At 55.0% G+C, this 19286-nt stretch carries 18 protein-coding genes; 3 read left to right on the forward strand and 15 right to left on the reverse strand.

The window, feature by feature from the left end; genetic code table 11:
• Positions 1 to 192: 192 nt before the first annotated feature.
• Positions 193 to 1284, forward strand: a complete 1092-nt coding sequence (locus AFK24_RS24980) for a hypothetical protein (protein ID WP_065835772.1) — start codon at positions 193 to 195, stop codon at positions 1282 to 1284.
• A gap of 124 nt (positions 1285 to 1408) precedes the next feature.
• Here the strand turns inward: AFK24_RS24980 and AFK24_RS24985 are convergent, their stop codons facing one another.
• From AFK24_RS24985 to AFK24_RS25015, 8 genes are all read right to left on the reverse strand, one after another.
• Entirely contained in the window at positions 1409 to 2686 is a 1278-nt protein-coding gene (locus AFK24_RS24985) for a tyrosine-type recombinase/integrase (protein ID WP_080482296.1), read from the reverse strand.
• Between the two features lie 614 nt (positions 2687 to 3300).
• Complete coding sequence (locus AFK24_RS24990) at positions 3301 to 4581, reverse strand: integrase (RefSeq protein ID WP_080482297.1); 1281 nt, start codon at positions 4579 to 4581, stop codon at positions 3301 to 3303.
• 724 nt (positions 4582 to 5305) lie between these two features.
• Positions 5306 to 5551, reverse strand: coding sequence for a LysR substrate-binding domain-containing protein (locus AFK24_RS32125; protein ID WP_430962174.1), 246 nt, complete (start codon positions 5549 to 5551; stop codon positions 5306 to 5308).
• A 43-nt stretch (positions 5552 to 5594) separates the two neighbouring features.
• Complete coding sequence (locus tag AFK24_RS24995; protein WP_065835774.1) at positions 5595 to 6668, reverse strand: threonine aldolase family protein; 1074 nt, start codon at positions 6666 to 6668, stop codon at positions 5595 to 5597.
• A 14-nt stretch (positions 6669 to 6682) separates the two neighbouring features.
• Positions 6683 to 7417 carry an amino acid ABC transporter ATP-binding protein gene (locus AFK24_RS25000; RefSeq protein ID WP_065835775.1) on the reverse strand — a complete coding sequence of 245 codons (735 nt, stop codon included), beginning with the start codon at positions 7415 to 7417 and terminating at the stop codon, positions 6683 to 6685.
• 40 nt (positions 7418 to 7457) lie between these two features.
• Entirely contained in the window at positions 7458 to 8144 is a 687-nt protein-coding gene (locus AFK24_RS25005; RefSeq protein WP_065835776.1) for an amino acid ABC transporter permease, read from the reverse strand.
• Complete coding sequence (locus AFK24_RS25010) at positions 8141 to 8908, reverse strand: amino acid ABC transporter permease (protein ID WP_065835777.1); 768 nt, start codon at positions 8906 to 8908, stop codon at positions 8141 to 8143. Before AFK24_RS25010 ends, AFK24_RS25005 begins: the two co-directional genes overlap by 4 nt.
• Positions 8909 to 8916: 8 nt before the next feature.
• On the reverse strand, positions 8917 to 9912 hold the full coding sequence (locus tag AFK24_RS25015; RefSeq protein ID WP_205884880.1) for an amino acid ABC transporter substrate-binding protein: 996 nt from the start codon (positions 9910 to 9912) through the stop codon (positions 8917 to 8919).
• Positions 9913 to 9966: 54 nt separating this feature from the next.
• Here AFK24_RS25015 and AFK24_RS25020 point away from each other — a divergent pair, with 54 nt between their 5' ends.
• Entirely contained in the window at positions 9967 to 10887 is a 921-nt protein-coding gene (locus AFK24_RS25020; RefSeq protein ID WP_170826391.1) for a LysR substrate-binding domain-containing protein, read from the forward strand.
• A gap of 162 nt (positions 10888 to 11049) precedes the next feature.
• On the opposite strand, the gene AFK24_RS25025 is transcribed toward AFK24_RS25020, so the two are convergent.
• From AFK24_RS25025 to AFK24_RS25055, 7 genes are all read right to left on the reverse strand, one after another.
• Positions 11050 to 12357 carry an MSMEG_0569 family flavin-dependent oxidoreductase gene (locus AFK24_RS25025; protein ID WP_065835779.1) on the reverse strand — a complete coding sequence of 436 codons (1308 nt, stop codon included), beginning with the start codon at positions 12355 to 12357 and terminating at the stop codon, positions 11050 to 11052.
• Positions 12358 to 12400: 43 nt separating this feature from the next.
• Positions 12401 to 12736, reverse strand: coding sequence for an MSMEG_0570 family nitrogen starvation response protein (locus AFK24_RS25030; RefSeq protein WP_065835780.1), 336 nt, complete (start codon positions 12734 to 12736; stop codon positions 12401 to 12403).
• Position 12737: 1 nt separating this feature from the next.
• Positions 12738 to 13769 (reverse strand): sll0787 family AIR synthase-like protein, encoded by a 1032-nt coding sequence (locus AFK24_RS25035; RefSeq protein WP_065835781.1) that lies wholly within the window; start codon positions 13767 to 13769, stop codon positions 12738 to 12740.
• A complete protein-coding gene (locus AFK24_RS25040; RefSeq protein WP_065835782.1) occupies positions 13762 to 14322 on the reverse strand; it encodes an MSMEG_0567/Sll0786 family nitrogen starvation N-acetyltransferase in 561 nt (186 codons plus the stop codon). The genes AFK24_RS25035 and AFK24_RS25040 overlap by 8 nt, the downstream gene beginning before the upstream one ends.
• A gap of 14 nt (positions 14323 to 14336) precedes the next feature.
• Positions 14337 to 15419 (reverse strand): MSMEG_0568 family radical SAM protein, encoded by a 1083-nt coding sequence (locus AFK24_RS25045; protein ID WP_065835783.1) that lies wholly within the window; start codon positions 15417 to 15419, stop codon positions 14337 to 14339.
• Complete coding sequence (locus AFK24_RS25050; RefSeq protein WP_065835784.1) at positions 15406 to 16383, reverse strand: Nit6803 family nitrilase; 978 nt, start codon at positions 16381 to 16383, stop codon at positions 15406 to 15408. The genes AFK24_RS25045 and AFK24_RS25050 overlap by 14 nt, the downstream gene beginning before the upstream one ends.
• A 126-nt stretch (positions 16384 to 16509) precedes the next feature.
• Positions 16510 to 16992: an MSMEG_0572/Sll0783 family nitrogen starvation response protein gene (locus AFK24_RS25055; RefSeq protein ID WP_025859346.1), complete on the reverse strand. Its 483-nt coding sequence runs from the start codon at positions 16990 to 16992 to the stop codon at positions 16510 to 16512.
• Positions 16993 to 17234: 242 nt separating this feature from the next.
• Here AFK24_RS25055 and AFK24_RS25060 point away from each other — a divergent pair, with 242 nt between their 5' ends.
• Positions 17235 to 19130 (forward strand): sigma 54-interacting transcriptional regulator, encoded by a 1896-nt coding sequence (locus AFK24_RS25060; RefSeq protein ID WP_065835785.1) that lies wholly within the window; start codon positions 17235 to 17237, stop codon positions 19128 to 19130.
• The last annotated feature ends 156 nt before the right edge of the window (positions 19131 to 19286 follow it).

Consider the following 19286-nt stretch of genomic DNA (forward strand, 5'->3'; position numbering starts at 1 on the left):
CGAACGCACACCCATCGCGCCGTTGGTAGCAACTCCGAAAATGCATTACCGTATAGGAGGTTCCCTCACCTAAGCATGGTCGACTTGAAGAGGGCTGAGCAGTCAAGATTTCATCTCCTTTCGCATCTCTTTTCCTAGCTGTCTTGCTATCAAAAAACGACCAGCTGCAACGACAGCACCGGAGAATTTGAGATGGCCAATTTTATTAAAGTCGCCGCAGCGGACGTAAAACAATCACTAAACAGACAAAGCATCGAGGTCAAACATTCCGTATTGATCGAGGTGCTCGCCGCGCTGCTGGGCTACCACACGTTTGCGGCGCTGAGCACAGAAGAACTTGACCAAAGCCTTGACCACCATCTTGGCGATGCACAGTTCCTGATTCTCAACAAAGAGCTAGGCCTTAAACGTACGACGCAGCTCTGTCCGTCGGCAGCCCCTGTGTTCGCAGAGTGTGTGGCGGCGCTTGATCGTAGCGTGCCAATCCTAGTGTTCCTGACTGTCGAGGAGTACTTTGCAGGTTTAGGGCGGTTGGCTGTCCAGGCAGTGCTTGATACCAACTCAGCGGCGGCGAATATAGCAAGAGCTAACCGCTCGACTGGGACGACTGCTGCCGGAAGCTTTCGCTTCACCAACTCTCTATGGAGTTCCAGGACAATCTGGACTCTGGATGCCGACATCACAAGGCGATCTAACGAGGCTGTGGACCCCGCTCAGAGCCACTCAGCAGTGAGCCTGGAATTTCACAAGGCCGGTCGGGCAGGGCTCATTCTCCGGTTGGACGGTATTAGATGGGCATTACGCGAACCTCTGAAGACAGCGCTTGAATGTTCCCGTCTCGACGCGCTTGTCACGCTGAGTGACGGTAGCAAATGCCGACCGACTATGGGCGTACTCGTGGATATGGAGAGACGCATAGTCCTGGGATCGTCAATTTCAGCGACTGAGCGTGAAGCCCGACTGGATGCTGTGCGGAATGCCTCTGAGACCTCCTTAGCTCAGCAGAGTGTATCCGACGCCTCCGGCCAGATGCCTCTGATTAAGGAGGGGATTGATGGTGGCGTTTGGAGCGCCGAACTATATGAAGGCGTCTTAGCCACGATGTGCATAGGTAAGTCGTGCCGATTTGGGGTGTCGAAAGGGCCTGTAGAGCTAGTAATCAATCGCCTCCAACGGCTGGCATCCATGATCCCGGACCATCGCGGCGTTGGCACTCATTTTAGCCTCGAAGACTTCAGGATTTTGTTCGCGGAGTTGATCAAAACGTCTAACAGCACTTTGTAGTGGGAAAATGCCAACTTGAAGCCTGAGGATTAACCGATAACAGGACATTCAGGTGGGATTCGTCATGGTACTCACAATGCTGCTGGTAAATGTCTCACCCGAAACTGAATCTGCCACAGAGGCGCTATTTCAGCTTGAGGTATTTGACGGAGTGAGCACGCTGCTCGTCCAACGAGTTGTAGTAGGTATTTTGGGTAGTGCTCAGGCTGTTATGTCGCAGGTCAGCCTGCAAATCCTTCATATCTCGATACGGAGCGTCGAAGGTTGCGGATGTATGCCGCAGCCAATGCAGCGAGGCGGATCGAAGATTATCAATCTCGTCTTCGCTGCGGCCTTCGGTCGTCATTTTAGCCAGCGCTCGGTCGAACACCTGCTGGAGCAGCAGCCGGACATGTCGGCCCGAAAGTCCGCCACGGCCAGCCAAAGTTGTCAGAAGCGGATAGGTTTCGTGTGGTGAGGGCAGGGGGCTCAACCCCAGATGTCGGCGATAGCGCCGCAGGTACGTATCCACGTAGTCATCCCGCACGCTGATCTTAGCGGCCTTGTTGCCTTTTCCTACGACATGGAACCACCAGTTCCCGGAGCTATCACGGCGAAAATCACCCATGCCGGGCTCCCAGTTGTCGCGGCCTACAAGGTCTGAAACGCGAAGGTACATCGCAAACAAGGTGGTCAACACGAACAGCGTTCGCTCGTGATCGACATCTTCATCAGCCATCTGCTCAGCGGTGTCGATTACGTAATCCCATTGCAGATGGGAGAGGGCGCGTCCAGATACGTCCTGTGTATTGCGCTGCTTGTATATCGACTTCTGTTTCACTGCGCGGAACGGATTAGCCTCAGTGATGCCTTCGTCCATTACGTACTGAAAAAAACTGCCACATACCGCGAACACTTGAGCGACTGAACCTTGCGCCATTTTGTAATGCGCCGTCGGTGGTGGTTCGAGGAGATGCTTTTGGCGTTTAGGCACGGTTTGGCTAAAAGGCCGCCAGGCTGGATTCACGTAAAAGGTTTTGCCTCCGGTGCTATGAGCACAGGGACTGGCCAGAAACCGTGATTTGACCACCGGACCGATCCAGGCTTCCGGAGGCCGGAGGCAAAACTCCATGAATTGTTCGGCATCGCTTCGGCGCAGTTCAAGCAGCGGCTTCTTGGCCAGGAGCAAGGACCACAAAAGCAGCCGCTCAACGTGCGTACGGTAGGAATTGAAGGTGGCTTCGTTCCCAGCGTACGACTTGAGAAAGCCACGGACGGCCATGTATCCCTCGTGTGCATCCGTTCCTACTGGCGCGCTTTCTAAAAAATCGACGACCGCAGGTAGCTCCTGGCTTAGCTGATGGAAGTTAAGCTCCAGGAAACGGCGGTAACTTTCAAACAGCGGTTGCGGCACAGACGGCATGGACTTTGACCTGGAAAACGAAAGATCTAACTTAAAGGAGAATATCCGGGTCTGGGCATTATCGGATATTTGGTTTCAATAATAGGGCAATCTGCCCCGCCACCAACCGCGCATGCTAGGATAACTCAACTAAACAAGCATTTAGTTTAGCAAACTCTCAAGCCGATAATGGTGTGCATTCTCAGGATGTTATAATAAGACGTCACGTACGGCAAGCGCATAGACTCCCACCAAACTAAGAAGCAAGCAAGACGAGCGTAGCAAAAAAAGCAGAGAGAATAATATCTTAACTTTCATGATTTCTTAATGGGTTGGTATGGCTAAAAAATTAACCTACCTTTTAAAGGTGTCTCACTATAAAGGTTTCAGTTTTAAATGACTCTGGGATAGCTAATTTGACTTTTCACTGACTTTTTAGTTTGCCATTTTTAGAGTCTTGAGCGGAGCCTTTACCAGAAAATCACTAGCTAGCACGGGGTGAAACACTCATTGATGAAAAAACATCAAAGCCGGCATTGCTGAGGGCGAGGACAATCAGTTGAAATTAGTTTCACTTTTAAATTATTGTTGGTTTCGTTTTTAGCTGATTTTATTAGCGCCACTTTTTACTGACTTTAACTTTTATTTGAGCGATGTCGATCTTGATCATCACGATAGTAGTACCTGTCCAACGTGCTCGAGAGATTTTGGTGTCCCAGATCGGCTTGGAGATGCTTATGGTCCCGTACCTGCGCATCAATTAAAGCGGAGGTATCTCTGAGCCAGTGAGGCGAAGCAGAGCGCAAGTTTTTTATGTCATCCTCTGAAAAGCCATCTATACGCATACGCTCGTACGCTTTATCGAAGACATCCTGAACCAAATCCCTGATACGTCTGTCGCATAAGCCTCCGAGCTTCCTAAGGGAATGTAATAGCGGAGAATCATCCTCTGGGAAGGGTTCCGGCGTTAGCCCTAAGAATAGACGGTAGCGGGACATCCAAATTCGAATATACTCGTCTTTAACGCTGACTCGGCTGAATTCCTCCCCCTGGTTGATCACGTAAAACCACCAATTCCCTTGATCATCTTTACGGAAGTCACGCATCATCGGCTCGCGGCCATTCCTCCCCACAATGTCGGTTACCTTCAGATACAGCGAGTACATGGTAGCTACGATAAAAAGTGTACGCTCATGCATTTCGGGCTCTTGGTCAGCCATCATTTGCGCGGTTTCGAAGACAAAATCCCATTGGCGCGACGTTAGTGAATGAGCCATCGATGCGACAGATTTTTTTCTGTAGCTGGATTTCTGTTTGATGGCATGAATAGGATTAGGAATGCTCGACAAACCTTCATTAGCCATCCATTCGAAAAAGCTACCACACACAGAGAAGGTCATACTGATTGAGTCCTTCTTCATCTTGTAGGGTGTAATCACAGACTCCATACGTTGCTCTTCAGCGAACTTCCGATCTTGCTTCCGCACCGTGTGATTGAACGGACGCCACTCAGGATTAACCACGTAAGTATCCGTTGGCATTAAAATAATGCCACCGACACGCTGATAACGACTTCTTACAATTGGGCCAACCCAATCGGCAGGTGGTGTCAAACAGAACGTCATAAAGCGTTCGAAATCCTGGCGTGTCAGAGTCATCAGTGACTTCTTCAAAATGAGCAATGTCCAAAGCAGCAATCGCTCAATGTAAGAGCGGTAGGCGTTAAAGGTCGCTGAATTGGCTGCGTAATTGAGCAGGAATCCCTTGACGGCGCGATAGGAACTGACTGCATCGAGATTCTCTGGGAAGGACTCAAGCCAGCGAATGACCGCCGCTTGCTCTCTGGATAAGCTGTTGGGGTCCAATCTGAGAAAACGTTTGTACGTTTCGAATAATGGGATCAGTTTCTCGGGCATGGAGTTCCAATCTCTGGCTGTAGGTGAACGAATGGTAGAACTGACGCTAGACTAGTTATGAGAAAGTCAGCTCATTTTCATTAATATCTCCACTGCACGGGGTATGTCAACGTTACTATCGGTATTTTTTAGTTCCGATTTTAAATGATTTTTTCTGTTTCCATTAATTAGTTTCGTTTTTAACTGACGTAAAAAATAACACCAAAAAATCTGAGCCTGATCAGCTGCTTAGGTATTTAGTTGAAATGTGAAAGGATAAGTTTTTCGAACATTGGATTTTGAAAAGCTTTAGAAAATATTAAGAATCTTGCCTAAACAGTTGATTTATTGGCAGTTCCATTTTTAACTGATTTCAGTCCCAGTTTTAACTGACGCTCACATCATGAGAGTCTCAAGGCTTAAATCTGCGAGGAACACGGGACCCGTGGCGCAACACAATGGTACGCATAATGTATATTATGTTAAATCATGTATCCAAACCTTGTAGCCAGAACCCTATGTCTGTTTCCACTAACCTATGAACCCTATTCCACAAACTTGCGAAACCTAAGGAATCATGTCGATCCTTATCAGAAAAAACTCCGGGATACTTATCGGTAGCCGACTGCCTAAGTTGAGTGAGTGATCTGCATCAGCGCCTGAAAAAACGTTCTCTCTGCGGCAAACTCGGTGTCAGCTCATTAACCGCCTTACTTGGATGGATGCAGAGTATTTTCAAGAAGCTCTAGAAAGCAGTTACACGCAGCGGCGTAAAATGCCTCGATGGGACAGCGGCCCAAATTGATAAGGATTCCATGTCAGCGTCTAAAAGCTTTACGCGCACAAGTGATCCATCTTCCAGTTGCTGGCGTACATCCCAATACGTCAGCATCGCCAACCCCTGCCCTTGCAAGCATGCTGTGCGAACCGATTCAACTGAGCTTACCGAAAGGTTGCCCTGCAAGCTCAGCGAGCGCACTTTTCGCAGCACATTTTTGGTTCGCCCAAGCAAGGGCAGACTTTACAGCCTCAACTTATTGATTTGCCGACGCCATTCCCGTTCTGAAGCATTCCGCTGCTCGTTGAATAGCACTATCGTCAATATGGCGGTGTGTTACACAGCGCAGTTTTCCGGCCCCCCATGGACGTACCTTCAAACCAACACTCTCAAGATTCAGCACCCAGGTCGTACTGTCCAGACCCGTTTGTGATATATCAACCTGAACGATATTGGTGTCCGGCTGCGAAGCACTGATTGCAAGTCCCATTTGGTTGATCTTATTGCTAAGCAGCTTGGCTCGACGGTGATCTTCGTCCAGACGCGCAACCATATTTTGGACTGCATACAAACCCGCGGCTGCCATGATCCCAGCCTGGCGTTGAGTACCGCCAAGCATGCGACGCAGCCGCCGCGCTTGAGCCATCGTGGTGGAAGATCCAACCAACACGGCACCGACCGGGGCACTAAGCCCTTTAGACAAGCATACCGAAACAGTATCGGCGTTGCGGGCCACCTGCTCGGGGCTCACGCCTAAGGCTACCGCTGCGTTGAATAGCCGAGCGCCATCCAGATGCACTTGGACGCCCCGCGCTTCGGACATCCGATACACCTGTTCCATATGCTCCAGCGCAGGTACCGTGCCGCCAGCGTTGTTATGTGAGGTTTCCATAGCCAGCAGGCCGGTCTGCAGTTTGTGCTTGCCCCCTTTGAGCGCCTCTTCGGCCTCATTGAGATCCATCGCGCCCCGTAGCCCAGAAACGCCGAGATAGAACAGACCGGTGAACGTAGCGGAGCCACGCTCTGACGTGAACATATGCGCGCTGGACTCAAGCACAACCTGTTCGCTGCGGCCCGTCTGTGCCAGTACCGCCAACAGGTTCGCCATGGTGCAACTGGGCACGAACAAACCTTCGTCTTTACCTAGTAGTCGGGCAACGCTTTCTTCAAGCATGCGCACCGAGGGGTCAAAATCCAGACCATCGTCGCCGATTGGCGCGGACTGCATGACCTCATACATTTCTTGGGTCGGGCGGGTGACAGTATCGCTACGCAAATCAACGGGCGTCGAAGCTTCCGCCCTGCGTTCGAGGGCATTCAAAACTGACATGAGAAACCCCTGTTTTAGTGCTGGAGAATTTTGGAAAGAAACTGGCGGGTGCGTTCGCTGCGCGCTTCGACGTTGTCGAAAAACTCTGAAGTGACGCAGTCCTCAATAATCTTGCCGCCATCCATGAAGATCACCCGATCGGCGACCCGACGTGCGAAGCCCATTTCATGGGTAACGACCATCATGGTCATGCCTTCACGAGCAAGGTCGCTCATAACATCAAGTACTTCATTGACCATCTCTGGATCGAGCGCCGAGGTCGGTTCATCGAACAGCATGACTGTAGGATCCATCGATAAGGCACGCGCGATAGCTACGCGCTGCTGTTGTCCACCCGAAAGCATGCCCGGGTGTTTGTCCTTGTGTGCCAGCAGGCCAACCCGATCCAGCAGCGCATGGGCTTTGACTCTCGCTTCTTCAGGGTTGCGCTTGAGTACTTTAATCTGCCCCATACATAGGTTTTCAGTTACAGACAAATGCGGGAACAGCTCGAAGTGCTGGAAGACCATACCTGCTTGCGCACGCAATTTAGGCAGGTTGGTTTTCGGATCGCCCACACTGATGCCGTTGACCAATACGGTGCCTTTCTCGAAGGGTTCGAGTGCATTGACGGTCTTGATTAAGGTCGACTTGCCTGAACCAGAGGGGCCGCATACAACGACTACTTCACCCTTTGTGACACGAGTGGTGCAACTGTCCAGCACCTGGAACTCGCCGTACCATTTGCTGACGTTATTGAATTCAATCATCTGGGATAACCCGCTTGGTTGACACTAACTAAATGGACATTCAGCGCGCTACAAGCGCTCTTCTTTCAAGCAGCTTGACGATTCGCGAGGCACTGAAGCAGATCACCAGGTAAACCAGCGCGACGAACACATACAACTCAACCAGTCGGCCATCACGCTGTCCGATCTTTGCACCAGCGCCTAGGAAATCGGTCAACGACAGCACGTACACCAGTGAAGTGTCCTGAAACAGAATGATTACCCGCGTCACCAGCGACGGCAGCATGTTGCGAAAGGCTTGCGGGAGGATGATGCTCTGCATCGACTGACGATAAGTGAGCCCGATCGCCAGCCCAGCAGACATCTGCCCCCGCGATACCGACTGAATTCCTGCGCGCATGATTTCGCAGAAATACGCGGCTTCGAACAGGGTGAAGGTGATGATCGCTGACTTGTATGCCCCCACATTCATGGGCCGTGAAGAACCCGTTATCCAGGCGCCTATGTACGGCATCAGAAAGTAGAACCAGAAAATCACCAGCAGCAGCGGGATCGACCGCATGGTATTGACATAAACGGCTGCCGGTATCGACAGGAGCCGATACGGTGACAAACGCATCACCGCCAAGAGTGTCCCGAGTGCCAGCCCCATGGTTGCGGCGGCAATGGTCAAGGTGAGCGTAAAGGTCATGCCAGTCCCAAACAGGTACGGCATGGCCTGGATTACGGCAGCGAAATCGAAGTTCATGAGGCACTCCCGCTCAATTTCATTCGTGCCTTCCAGCCAATCTTTCCGGGTAGGGAAAAATGGCGCTCCACGTAATGCATGACCAGAACGACACAGCCATTGATCACCAGGTAACCGACCGTTGCCGCTGAAAACGCCTCGAAGATATGAAAGCTGAACTCCTGCATAGCTCGCGCTTGCCCGGTCAGCTCAAGAAGGCCAATGGTCAACGCCACGGAAGAGTATTTGACGATGCCCATGAACTCGGAGGTCAGCGGCGGGATCACGATCCGATAAGCCTGGGGCATGATCACGTAGAGATACACTTGGACAGGCGTCAGGCCCATGGCCGTACCCGCCTGGCCCTGCCCTCGCGGCAACGACTGGATACCTGCACGCAACGTTTCTGCCAACCGCGCGGTGCCATAAAAGCTCAGGCACAGCACAGCCGGTATGAATTGCCCCCAAGGCTGCCCCATCTGTTTCAAAGCGTCACCCCACTCCTTGGGCAATACCTCCGGAAGGACGAAATACCAGAGAAACATCTGTACCAGCAGCGGGATATTACGAAATATCTCGACGTACACCGTGCCGATAAAATGCAGCAGCACCGAAGGCGACGTTCGCATGACCGCTACGATTGAGCCCAGGACGAAGGACACGATGCCGGCGGACAAAGACAGTGCCAATGTCCAGCCAACGCCCGTTAGCAAGTTGTACAGGTAGCTATCAACACCATTGGAAGACAGATCAAGAAAGATCTTCCAACTCCAGTCGTAGTTCATGGGTTTGCTTACTCGTAAGTGGCGGGATCAGGCGAATCGGTCGGATTAGCCAACGCCCTTTTGAGTGCAGCGCTCATGGGGTATTTGAGATTGATGCCGCGCGGCGGAATCGGCGACGTGAAGTATTTGTCGTACAGCTTGGCGACAGTGCCATCCTTGATGAGCTCAACCACAGCAGTATCCACAAGCTTCTTGAACTCAGGGTCGTCCTTAGGCTCCAGGATGCCATAGGGCGCCAGCTCCAGACCTTTAGTACCCACCACAAAATCTTCAGGATTTTTGGACGACGCCACGGCACCGTAAGCCAACCCATCGTCGTTAGCAGAGCCTGCGGCGCGGCCACTGGAAACCATCAGGAAGGTTTCTGCAGTGTCCTTCGCCGGCGCCATGGAGATGCCGTAGTCATATTTGGCATTAAGCATCGAGATCAGCTTGAACGTCTGCCCACCCGCTTGCGCTGCAATGGTCTTGCCGCGAAAGGATGAGAGGTCATTCACGTCCACCCCGGCATCCTTGCGAGCCATCAGCACGACCTGGGCGACAAACGTCGTGGGGGCGAAAGACACCAGTGCGTGGCGATCGGCTTTATTAGTGGTATTGCCGCATTCCAGATCGATCGTGCCATTGGCCAGCAACGGAATACGCGTCGCCGAAGCCGTAGGGTTGTAATTCACTTCCAGAGACTTCAGGCCGAGTGAAGTCTTGATTTTTGCAGTGATGGCCTCGCATATCTCGACCGTATAGCCCACGGGTTTCTGCTCGGCGTCTAGGTAGCCGAATGGCACCGAACTTTCCGGATAGCCCAGTGTGATTGAGCCTGACTCGCGAATCCTGTCGATTCGCCCATCTGCAAACGCATGCGCGCCGAGTACGAATGCCGCCAGCGCTGTTACAGCTGAAATTACTTTCATTTTCCTTCCTCGGTAATCGAAACAGAGAACATCTTTATCTTTTGTCGAGAACTGACCGAGAGCAGGAGATCGGTAGTGGCAAAAAGTATCCATGAAGAATATATTTAAGCCCAATACCTCTTACGTATTACTAGATACAGGACTGATATGAGCGAAGGCCATATGAAGCTTCGCCAGATCGAGGCCTTCCGCGCGGTCATGATGACGGGCTCCATGACGATTGCTGCCCGCAAGCTGCATACCTCACAACCTCAAGTTAGCCGCCTGATCGGGCAACTCGAAAACCTTGCGCAGTTCCCGTTATTCGAACGGCATGGCACCAAGCTCAAGCCGACGGTAGACGGAGAGCGTTTCTATGGCGAAGTTGAGAAGACGTTCGCAGGGCTGTCCAGCCTGGAGTCGGCTGCAGCGGTAATTCGCTCGTTTGGCAGGGATCGTTTAGTGCTCGCGGCAATGCCTCGACTGGCAGGAGGTCTGCTGGCAAGGGCAGTCGCCCGATTCAAACTGGAGCTTCCGGACGTCATGGTGACAATCCAGTCCGGCAATGAAAGCACTGTTAACGAGTGGATACGCTCCGGGATGTGCAGTACCGGTTTAGCCATGCTTTATGGCCAAACGCCCGGCATCCTCGTTGACCCCGTTATCAAGTCGAACTGTGTTGCTGTGTTCCCAAAAGGCCATCGCTTTGCACAACTGGATCGGGTCACGCCTCAGGATTTTGCGAACGAACGTTATGTCTCATTTCCGAGCACGAGCCCTGTTAGGGAACGTATTGACCAGATCTTCGAACAGGCTGGTGTCAGCCGATTCATCGTTGCGGAAGCAAGCCTGGGTTCGTCAATTTGCGCACTCGTAGGCGCAGGCATGGGCGTTAGCTTAATCAACCCGGTAGCAGCCGCTGAGGAAGCGACGATCAATGACATCGAATCGCGTCCATTCACCGAAAGCATTCCGGTTGTGATCGGGCTTCTTTTCCCATCGCACCATCCGCAGTCAAGGCTGGTGAGCCGCTTTGCGCAATGCGCTCGCGAAGTGATGCTCGAAGAGTTATCGCCACTGTGTGAGTGAGGCTAACAACGCTACAAAATTGCCGAAACGGGCGTTTCATGGCAAGGGACAACCTGGCGAGCATTCTCGCCTAAATGGGTGTCCGGAATCATTAGACCACTACACGATCTATACAGCCCCCAAAAAATACGAGGCCGGTCAGCCTCATATTTTTTATCCCTATCACTGGGTTAACTCAGCTACCTCTCTCGCCTGAACCGGACTCTTGTGATGCAAAGCACTGATGCGGTCCACCAGGTATCGCGCATCTTGTGCCACACCCGAAAATCGACCTGAGCCCCAGGTGTACAGCCACGGCAATCCAAGAAAGTACAAACCTGGCTGCGAAGTGATTCCACGTTGATGCCCGGGATGGCCGCGACCATTGAAGACCGGAGCCTCGACCCAGGTAAAGTCCGGGCTGAAGCCGATGCACCAGATGATGCTGGTGATTCCCTCGCCTACAAGGTCCAGTTCGCTGCGTTCCTGCTCTGGTACCCAGGTCGGCTGATAACGTTCACCGGGCGGAGCATCAATCGAGTGCTGCTCGATGTATTTGTCGATCGAGCCATTGATCCGGTTGTACACCGCATCAGCGTTGTCCAGGCTCTCGGCCAAGTTGTTGCCGAACTGGAGCCGCGTGCCTTGCAACCCGTCAAGACGTCCGACCAACTCCATGCCTTCGCGAGCGAAATTGCGTAGATCGATGTCGCGCCCGCCATCGCGCCCGGTGACGTAGTGATTGGTGTTGTCACGCACGCCTTCACGCAGCGGATGCGTATCAACGCCAATCTCGTAATAACCCATCTCAGCGAGCCAATCGACCACATCCTTGCCACGATAAAAACGCGCACAACGCGGTGCATCACCGACGGCCAGATAGACCTTGCGCCCGGCCAGGTGCAAGTCTTCAGCGATCTGCGCACCCGACTGGCCGGAGCCGACTACCAGCACATTGCCTGCGGGCAACGCCTGCGGATTGCGGTATTGCTCGGAATGAATCTGGTGAACACCCGCCGGCAAACGTTCCGCCAGACGCGGGATGATCGGCGTGTGATAACCGCCCGACGCGACAATCACCTGATCGGCGCTGAACTCACCTTGCGAGGTGTGCACCTCGAAACCACCTGCCACGCGAGGGATCACCCGTTGCACGGCGACGCCTTCACGGACTGGCGCATTGACCGACTGGACGAAGCCGGCCAGGTATTGGTTGATCTCATCCTTCTTCATAAACCCGTGCGGGTCGGTTCCCTTGAATCCGTCGGTGTAACTGTAACCCGGCAACGCGCACTGCCAGTTGGGGGTCACCAGACTGAAGGCGTCCCAGCGCTGGTTACGCCAGGTGTGGGTCACGCTGTGTTTCTCCAACACCAGATGATCGATCCCTTGCTGTTGCAGGTAATAGCTGGCGGATAACCCGGCCTGACCGCCGCCGACGACGATCACGCTATGGTGTGATGGTTTGATTGAAGTGAGGTGGCTGGTCATATTCGGCTCCGGTCATCGATGTCAAAAAGGAAAAATCAAACACTCAGAATGAACTCCAGCCCGCACCGATCACCTGCCCGGCGCCTTCGGTTCGCATGCTGAGAATCTCTACCTGCCCGGCGACAGCGTCTGGCTCGACCAGATAGCTGGCCTGCCCCTTGAGCGAACTCAAGGTGTCCATCGCTGAACTGCAATAGAAGCCCTTGACCTCCTTGACCCGTTCCGAGGCATTGTTCAACGCGCTTTCAACGCGTTGCAGAAAGTCCGCCAGCGGGTAACTGGCGCCCTCCTCCAGGTATTGATAAATCACCGTCGATGGTGAATAACCGGTCGCTTCCTTGCCATTGGGCCAACGAATTCTGAAATTGACGGCGGGCATATCAGTGCTCCTGTTGATCAAGGTTTAAAGGGGTCAAATCAAGATGGGGGTAGCTGAAGCCGGTAAACGCCTGCTCACGCAGGTTCCAGAATTCGCCGCGCTGATCGCTGAGTTGGACGTTTAACGCGCCGCTGGCATCAACCTCGCCGATACGCTCACAACGCACACCTTCGAAGGCAAATGCGGCCTGCACGTGCGTCCAGTCACGCTCATCCAGCGTCATTAAAAAGCCGTAGCTGGGGAACACCTGCAGCCAGCGCACGAGGTCGGCATCCGGCGGACATGGCATCGCCGCCAAGTCGATGGTCGCGCCGCAGCCGGTGGTTTCCAGCAACATCAAAAGACTGCCGAGAACCCCGGCGTTGCTGATGTCTTTGGCCGCCCGCAGCAGTCGGGCTTCGGCCAGGCGCGGCAGCACGTCAAGCTTGCTGCGCAGGCGTTCGGCCGGTACACCTTCGAAGGCTTTCCAATAAGCGCTGTCGGCATGCCATGCGCCTTCAAGGTCGACCGCCATGGCAATGACCTGACCGGGCGCGACATGTAAGGTCGAAAGCAATGTTTGCGCAATGCCGGTAATCGCCACGGCGAGCGCAGTCGGGTTACCGGCCGTGAGGCTGGTGTGCCCACCGGCCAGCAACAAGCCATAGGCTTTACAGGCCGCACGAATACCCGCCAACAGTTCGTGTGCAGCCGCGTTGTCGTGATGCCAATACGCGTTGACCACCGCCGTCGCGCGACCGCCCATGGCGGTGATGTCGCTGACATTGGCCATGACCGCTGACCAACCGGCAAACCATGGCGCCGACTCGACGAACGCCGGTAACATGCCTTCGATGGCCAGTAGCTGGTAATGATCGCCACAGACAATCGCCGCCGTGTCATCGCCGGGCAAGGCGTAAAGCTGCGCGCGGGTCAGTGATTGTTGTGTGCTGCCGATGACGGCTGCGGGTTGCTGGATCGCTTGTTTCGAACGCATCGCCGGGGTGTTGCGCAAGGTATCGAGCAGTGCCGGCAAATCAACGACATCAGTCATGGCGAGCCACCTTCAGCGCACGCAATGAAACCTGGCGCGGCATTAACGGGTAGCTCGGTAGATCCGCCTGCATCAGGCAATGCGGCTGGCCGAGCAATTCCAATTGTTCGAGGGTTTGCCAGCTCAGGCCGTGAAAGTACCTTTCGTTCTGTGCCTGCACCGTGGCGCGAAAAACCTCGCAGCCTAACTCCTTGGCCCGTGACACCGCTTCGTTGACCAACGCCTTGCCGATCATGCTGTGCCGTCGATACGCCGGGGCCACACACAGACGCCCGCCGAACCACAGGCCCGGCTCTGGCTGATAGATGCGCACTGCGCCGACCACCTGATCGGCAATCCCGCAGTTGCCCGCCAGGGCCACGATAGCAATCGCTTGAAAATCATGGCTGTCCTTGTCTTGCACCAGCAGTTGTTGTTCATCGGAGAACACCGACCGTCGCAGGGCGAAATAGGCTTGTTTCTCCCAATTTTCGCTGGCGGGTTTGACCACCAGTTCACCGGCGCGAAACGGTTCGAAAGTGCTGTCGACCAAGGCAAAGGCAAGATTCGGCATGGGAGTTCTCCGGCTTATTCGTAGCTTTTCAGGGCCGAGCACGCGCCGCATTTGGCGCAACCGGCGTTGATCTGATCCGAGTGCAAACCGTGCCGACGCAGGCTCGCACCGATCTGCGGATACAAACGGGCCATCATCGCGCTGTCGGGTTTTGGGTGATGAGCCAATGGCGTGCCGTCAATGGGCACGAACGGCACCACGAACGGGTACACACCCAACGCGCATAGACGTTCACTCATCTCACTGATGGCGGCTTCGCTGTCACCCAGTCCGGCGAGAATGTAGGTGCTGACCTGGCCGCGACCGAACACTTCGACCGCCGCACTGAAGGCGTCGAAATAGCGGCTCAGCGGCACTTCGGCCTTGCCCGGCATGATCCGTTGGCGCACTTCGTCGGTGACCGCTTCCAGGTGCATGCCCAGCGACACCACGCCGCTGTCGGCCAGGCGCTGGAACCAGCGATCATCGTCCGGCGGCTCGCACTGCGCCTGAATTGGCAGATCGACCGCAGCGGTTACAGCAGCGGCGGACTCACACAAGATCGCCGCGCCACGGTCCGGGGTTTGCGGCGTGCCGGTGGTCATTACCATGTGCTTGACGCCATCAAGCTCCACTGCCGCTTTTGCCACTTCCGCCAGTTGTTGCGGACGTTTACGGGCGATGGTTTTACCCGCCGCCAACGACTGGCCGATGGCGCAAAACTGACAGGAACTGCCGCGATCATTGAAACGAATGCAGTGCTGCAACACTGTCGTCGCGAGTACATCGCTGCTGTGCAGCGTGGCGATTTTCCAATAGGGAACGCCATCGGCAGTGCTCAACCCATAGAACTTCGGCACACCGGGCATCTGCACCTGACCAACCTGCAAGCCTTCGCGAAAAATCAGCGCCTGGCTGCCATCGGCGCTGGGCTGCGCTTGATAGGGTGAATCCTGAGACGCTTGATTGAGGATCGGCACCATCATGGTCCGGCTGCCAAAACTCAGCGCCTTGTGATCCGAAGGCCCCGCGCCACCTTGTCGCGACAAGCCGTTTTGTGCGACGGGCCAGCGCACGCCATGGCATTGCAGCTCAGCCAGCAATTCATTGGTTTGCATGATCGAACTCCTCGGTGACCATCGACGCAAAGTGCGCGCCGCGCTCATGCACATGGGCCGTCGGCGTGCGGTCGATCAACAGGCTGAGCAGTTCCGGGCGGCTGTAATGCCCGACGGCATCCATCATCCGTTTGCGCTTGTCGATCAAGGCCAGATCCAGGTCGGCGATCACCACGCCCTCCCCCGAACGCAGCGGCTCGCCGAGCAACTTGCCCTCGGGCGAGACGATCGCGGTGAAGCAACCGCCCGAGATCGGGCCGAGACCACAACCGGTGTCCTGCATGATCTGGCCCTGCTGATCGGCATCCAGCCACGCGGTGGCATTCACCACGAAACAGCCGGACTCCAAAGCGTGATGGCGGATGGTGACTTCGATCTGCTCGGCAAAGATGTCGCCCACCAGTGAGCCGGGAAACATCGCGGCGTGAATCTGCTCGCCGTCCGCCATCAAGGCGTAGCGGGCCAACGGGTTGTAATGTTCCCAGCACGCCAGCGAACCGATGCGCCCGATCGCGCTGTCGATGGCGCGCAGGCCAGAACCATCGCCCTGTCCCCAGACCATGCGCTCGTGGTAGGTCGGGGTGATTTTGCGACGGTGCTGAATCAAGCTGCCGTCGGCATCGAACAGTAATTGCGCGTTGTAGATCGTGCCGCCATCGCGCTCATTGACACCGATGGAGACGACCATTCCCGCTTGCTTGCACGCTTCACCAATTGCCAGCGTGGCGGCGGACGGCACGGTAACGGATTGATCAAGCAATTTGAGGTGTTGTGCGCCCATGGCAAATGCCGGCTGCACAAATGAAAAATACGGGTAATAAGGCACCACCGTTTCCGGGAACACGGCGAACTGCACGCCTTGTCGGCCGAGGGCGATGATCTGTTGGCAGACCTTGTCCACGGTGCCTTCGCGGTTGTAAAGCACCGGGCTGATCTGTACGGCGGCTGCGCGAATGATGGCCATGATGGGTCCTAAAGTCAGTGTGTTCGGAAGATCCTGTGGGAGCTGGCTTGCCAGCGATGCGGGCGACGCGGTGATTCAGACGCACCGCCATCGCGAGCAAGCTCGCTCCTACAGGGTGTCGATGACTCAAGCAGTCCAGGTATCGATGATCATCGCGCCTTCACGACGCATCAGCAGACGCAGATCCATCACGTCCAGCGGGTTGATCGGGCGGATGCCTTCGATCAGGGCTTTTTCGGTCTGGCCATACAGCGCCTGCAAAGCGAAGCGGCAGGCGTAGACCTCTCCGCCCTCCTCCATGAACTGGATGAGCTGCTTGTTCACCGCCAGATGACCGGGGAACGCTTCGGCCCCCAGGGTCGGGAAACCGCGTTGCACGCCCAGTTGCACACCTGGCCCGTACAGCAGAATCTTGGTTTCGAAGCCTTTGCGCAGCAGGCGCTTGGCCTGAAGCATGTTGACAAGGCCAATGGAGCCCTCGAACGCGATTGTGTGGAAGGTGATCAGGACTTTTTCGCCGGGCTCGGCTTTGACGTCCTCGAAGACTTTCTCTTCGTAATTGACCAGGAAGTCGCCGTCTTTGTAATGGGGGATGTCCACGGTTGGCATAGTGTCGCTCTCCAGTTTCTTCGTGCTTGAACGTCAGCCTGTGTTGGCTGCCGGGTTGCAAGAGATAGAGCGAACGCCGTGCCAGAAAATAAAACCGAAATTTATACGCTGCCAACTGGTTGATTTCGTTGAGTATGTATATCTGATCTGGTTTTTAATCCCGCTTCTGATGCTATCGGTGAAGCACGGATTCCCGTAGAAATACGAATATTCGTAGCGACAAATCACGAGATCTCGTAGCCATGACTGAAACAGACTCTCTCAGCGGTTGGGCCGATCTGGCGTATTCGTCGCGGCATATGGTGTTCGAGCATTGCGCCGAAGCCATCGCGCTGCTTAACCCGTTCTCCGATCGCCTGGGCGACCTGAACATCGCCGCCTGCAAGTTGCTTGGCTACCCGCGTCAGGAACTGCTGGTACTGCCAGTAAGCAAGCTGTTCGGCCATCAGCTGGCCGACCTGATCGTGTTCACCCAGGCGGTAATGGACAAAGGTCGCGGCTGGACCGAAGAGCTGAGCTGCAACTGCAAAAGCGGCGAACGCATCGAGCTGGAGATTTCCGCTACAACCCTGCAGATCAAGGGAGAGCAACAACTGATCCTGGTGCTGCGCGAGTTGAGTCATGAGAAGTACCAGCGCGACCAGGCGCATACCGAGCGCACCATGCGCGGCGGGCTGATAGAGTGGCGCAACATTCTCAACCTGTTTCAGGAAAGTGAGCGCGATAACCAGTTGCTGCTCAGTTCGGTGGGCGACGGCATCTACAGCATTGACAGCGAAGGCCTGGCCACCTTCGTCAACCCGGCCGGCGCGCGCATGCTGGGTTGGGAGCCGCAGGACATGATCGGCAAGAACATCCATCGCATCCACCACCATACTCACGCCGACGGCAGCCATTACCCGGTCGAAGAATGTCCGATTTATAAAGCCGTGCGCGACGGTGTGGTGCATGAGGGGCGTCAGGAAGTGTTCTGGCGTCGCGACGGCAGTTCGTTTCCGGTGGAATTCACCAGTACTCCGGTGATTTCCGAGGGCCGAATCGTCGGCGCGGTGGTGGTGTTTCGCGATATCACAGAGCGGCGCAGCACCGAAATCCAGCTACAAAACGCCCTGGAAGAACTCAAGGTGCTCAAGGAGCGGCTCGAAGAACAAAACGCCTATCTGCAGGAAGAGATCCACATCGAGCACAACTTCCGCGAGATTGTCGGCCAGAGCGAACCGATCAAAAAAATCATCAAACAGATCGACGTGGTCGCCCCCACCGATGCCAGTGTGCTGATCAACGGCGAGTCGGGGACCGGCAAGGAACTGATTGCTCGCGCGATCCATCAGGCCAGCCGCCGCAATGCCAGCCCGCTGATTCGAGTCAACTGTGCAGCGATTCCCGCTGAGCTGTTCGAGAGCGAGTTCTTCGGGCACATTCGCGGCGCGTTTACCGGCGCCGTACGGGATCGCGTTGGCCGCTTTGAGCTGGCTGACGGCGGCACGCTGTTTCTCGACGAAATCGGTGAGATCCCGCTGGAACTGCAAAGCAAACTGCTGCGCGTGCTGCAGGAAGGCCAGTTTGAACGGGTCGGTGAAGAGCGCACCCGTAAAGTCGATGTGCGGATCATTGCCGCAACCAACAGGGATCTGCGACAGGAAATCGTCGCGAAAAACTTTCGCGAAGACCTGTATTTCCGACTCAATGTTTTTCCTATCCAGTCGCCGGCGCTACGCGAACGACCGATCGATATCGCGCCGCTGGCCGCACATTTCCTCAAACAGACCGGCAAGCGTCTGAACATGCCTGGGCGGCGCTTGCGCAACAGCGATATCGAGCAGCTGCAACGCTATTCATGGCCGGGGAATATCCGCGAACTGCAAAACGTGATCGAGCGCGCGTTGATCACTTCGATTGGCGCGGATCTGAACCTGGACCTGCCGGATGAGTCGACCACCCAGAACAGCAGTTTCCAGGCGACCGACCGCCAGATCATCATGACCGACGCGCAAATCCGTGACCTTGAGCGAAGCAACCTGCAGGCTGCGCTGGCGGCAACCAAGGGCAAGCTGTTTGGTAAGGAAGGCGCGGCAGAGCTGCTGGGCATAAAACCCACGACGTTGGCATCTCGACTTAAACGCCTGGATCTGAGCTGAGCGATTGGCGCTTTTTACATCAGTCCCCATGGGTTGTTAGCGCATCTCATGTGGCCATCGGGCAGACATCCGGCACCCAAGTTGCGGGTGTTCATTGATTTCCTCAATCGGAACTACAAAAAGGCCCAGATAGCGGATTACCTCGAACACCGAGTC

Origin of the sequence: Pseudomonas syringae (genome assembly GCF_001698815.1) — a bacterium.
GTDB lineage: Bacteria > Pseudomonadota > Gammaproteobacteria > Pseudomonadales > Pseudomonadaceae > Aquipseudomonas > Aquipseudomonas syringae_A.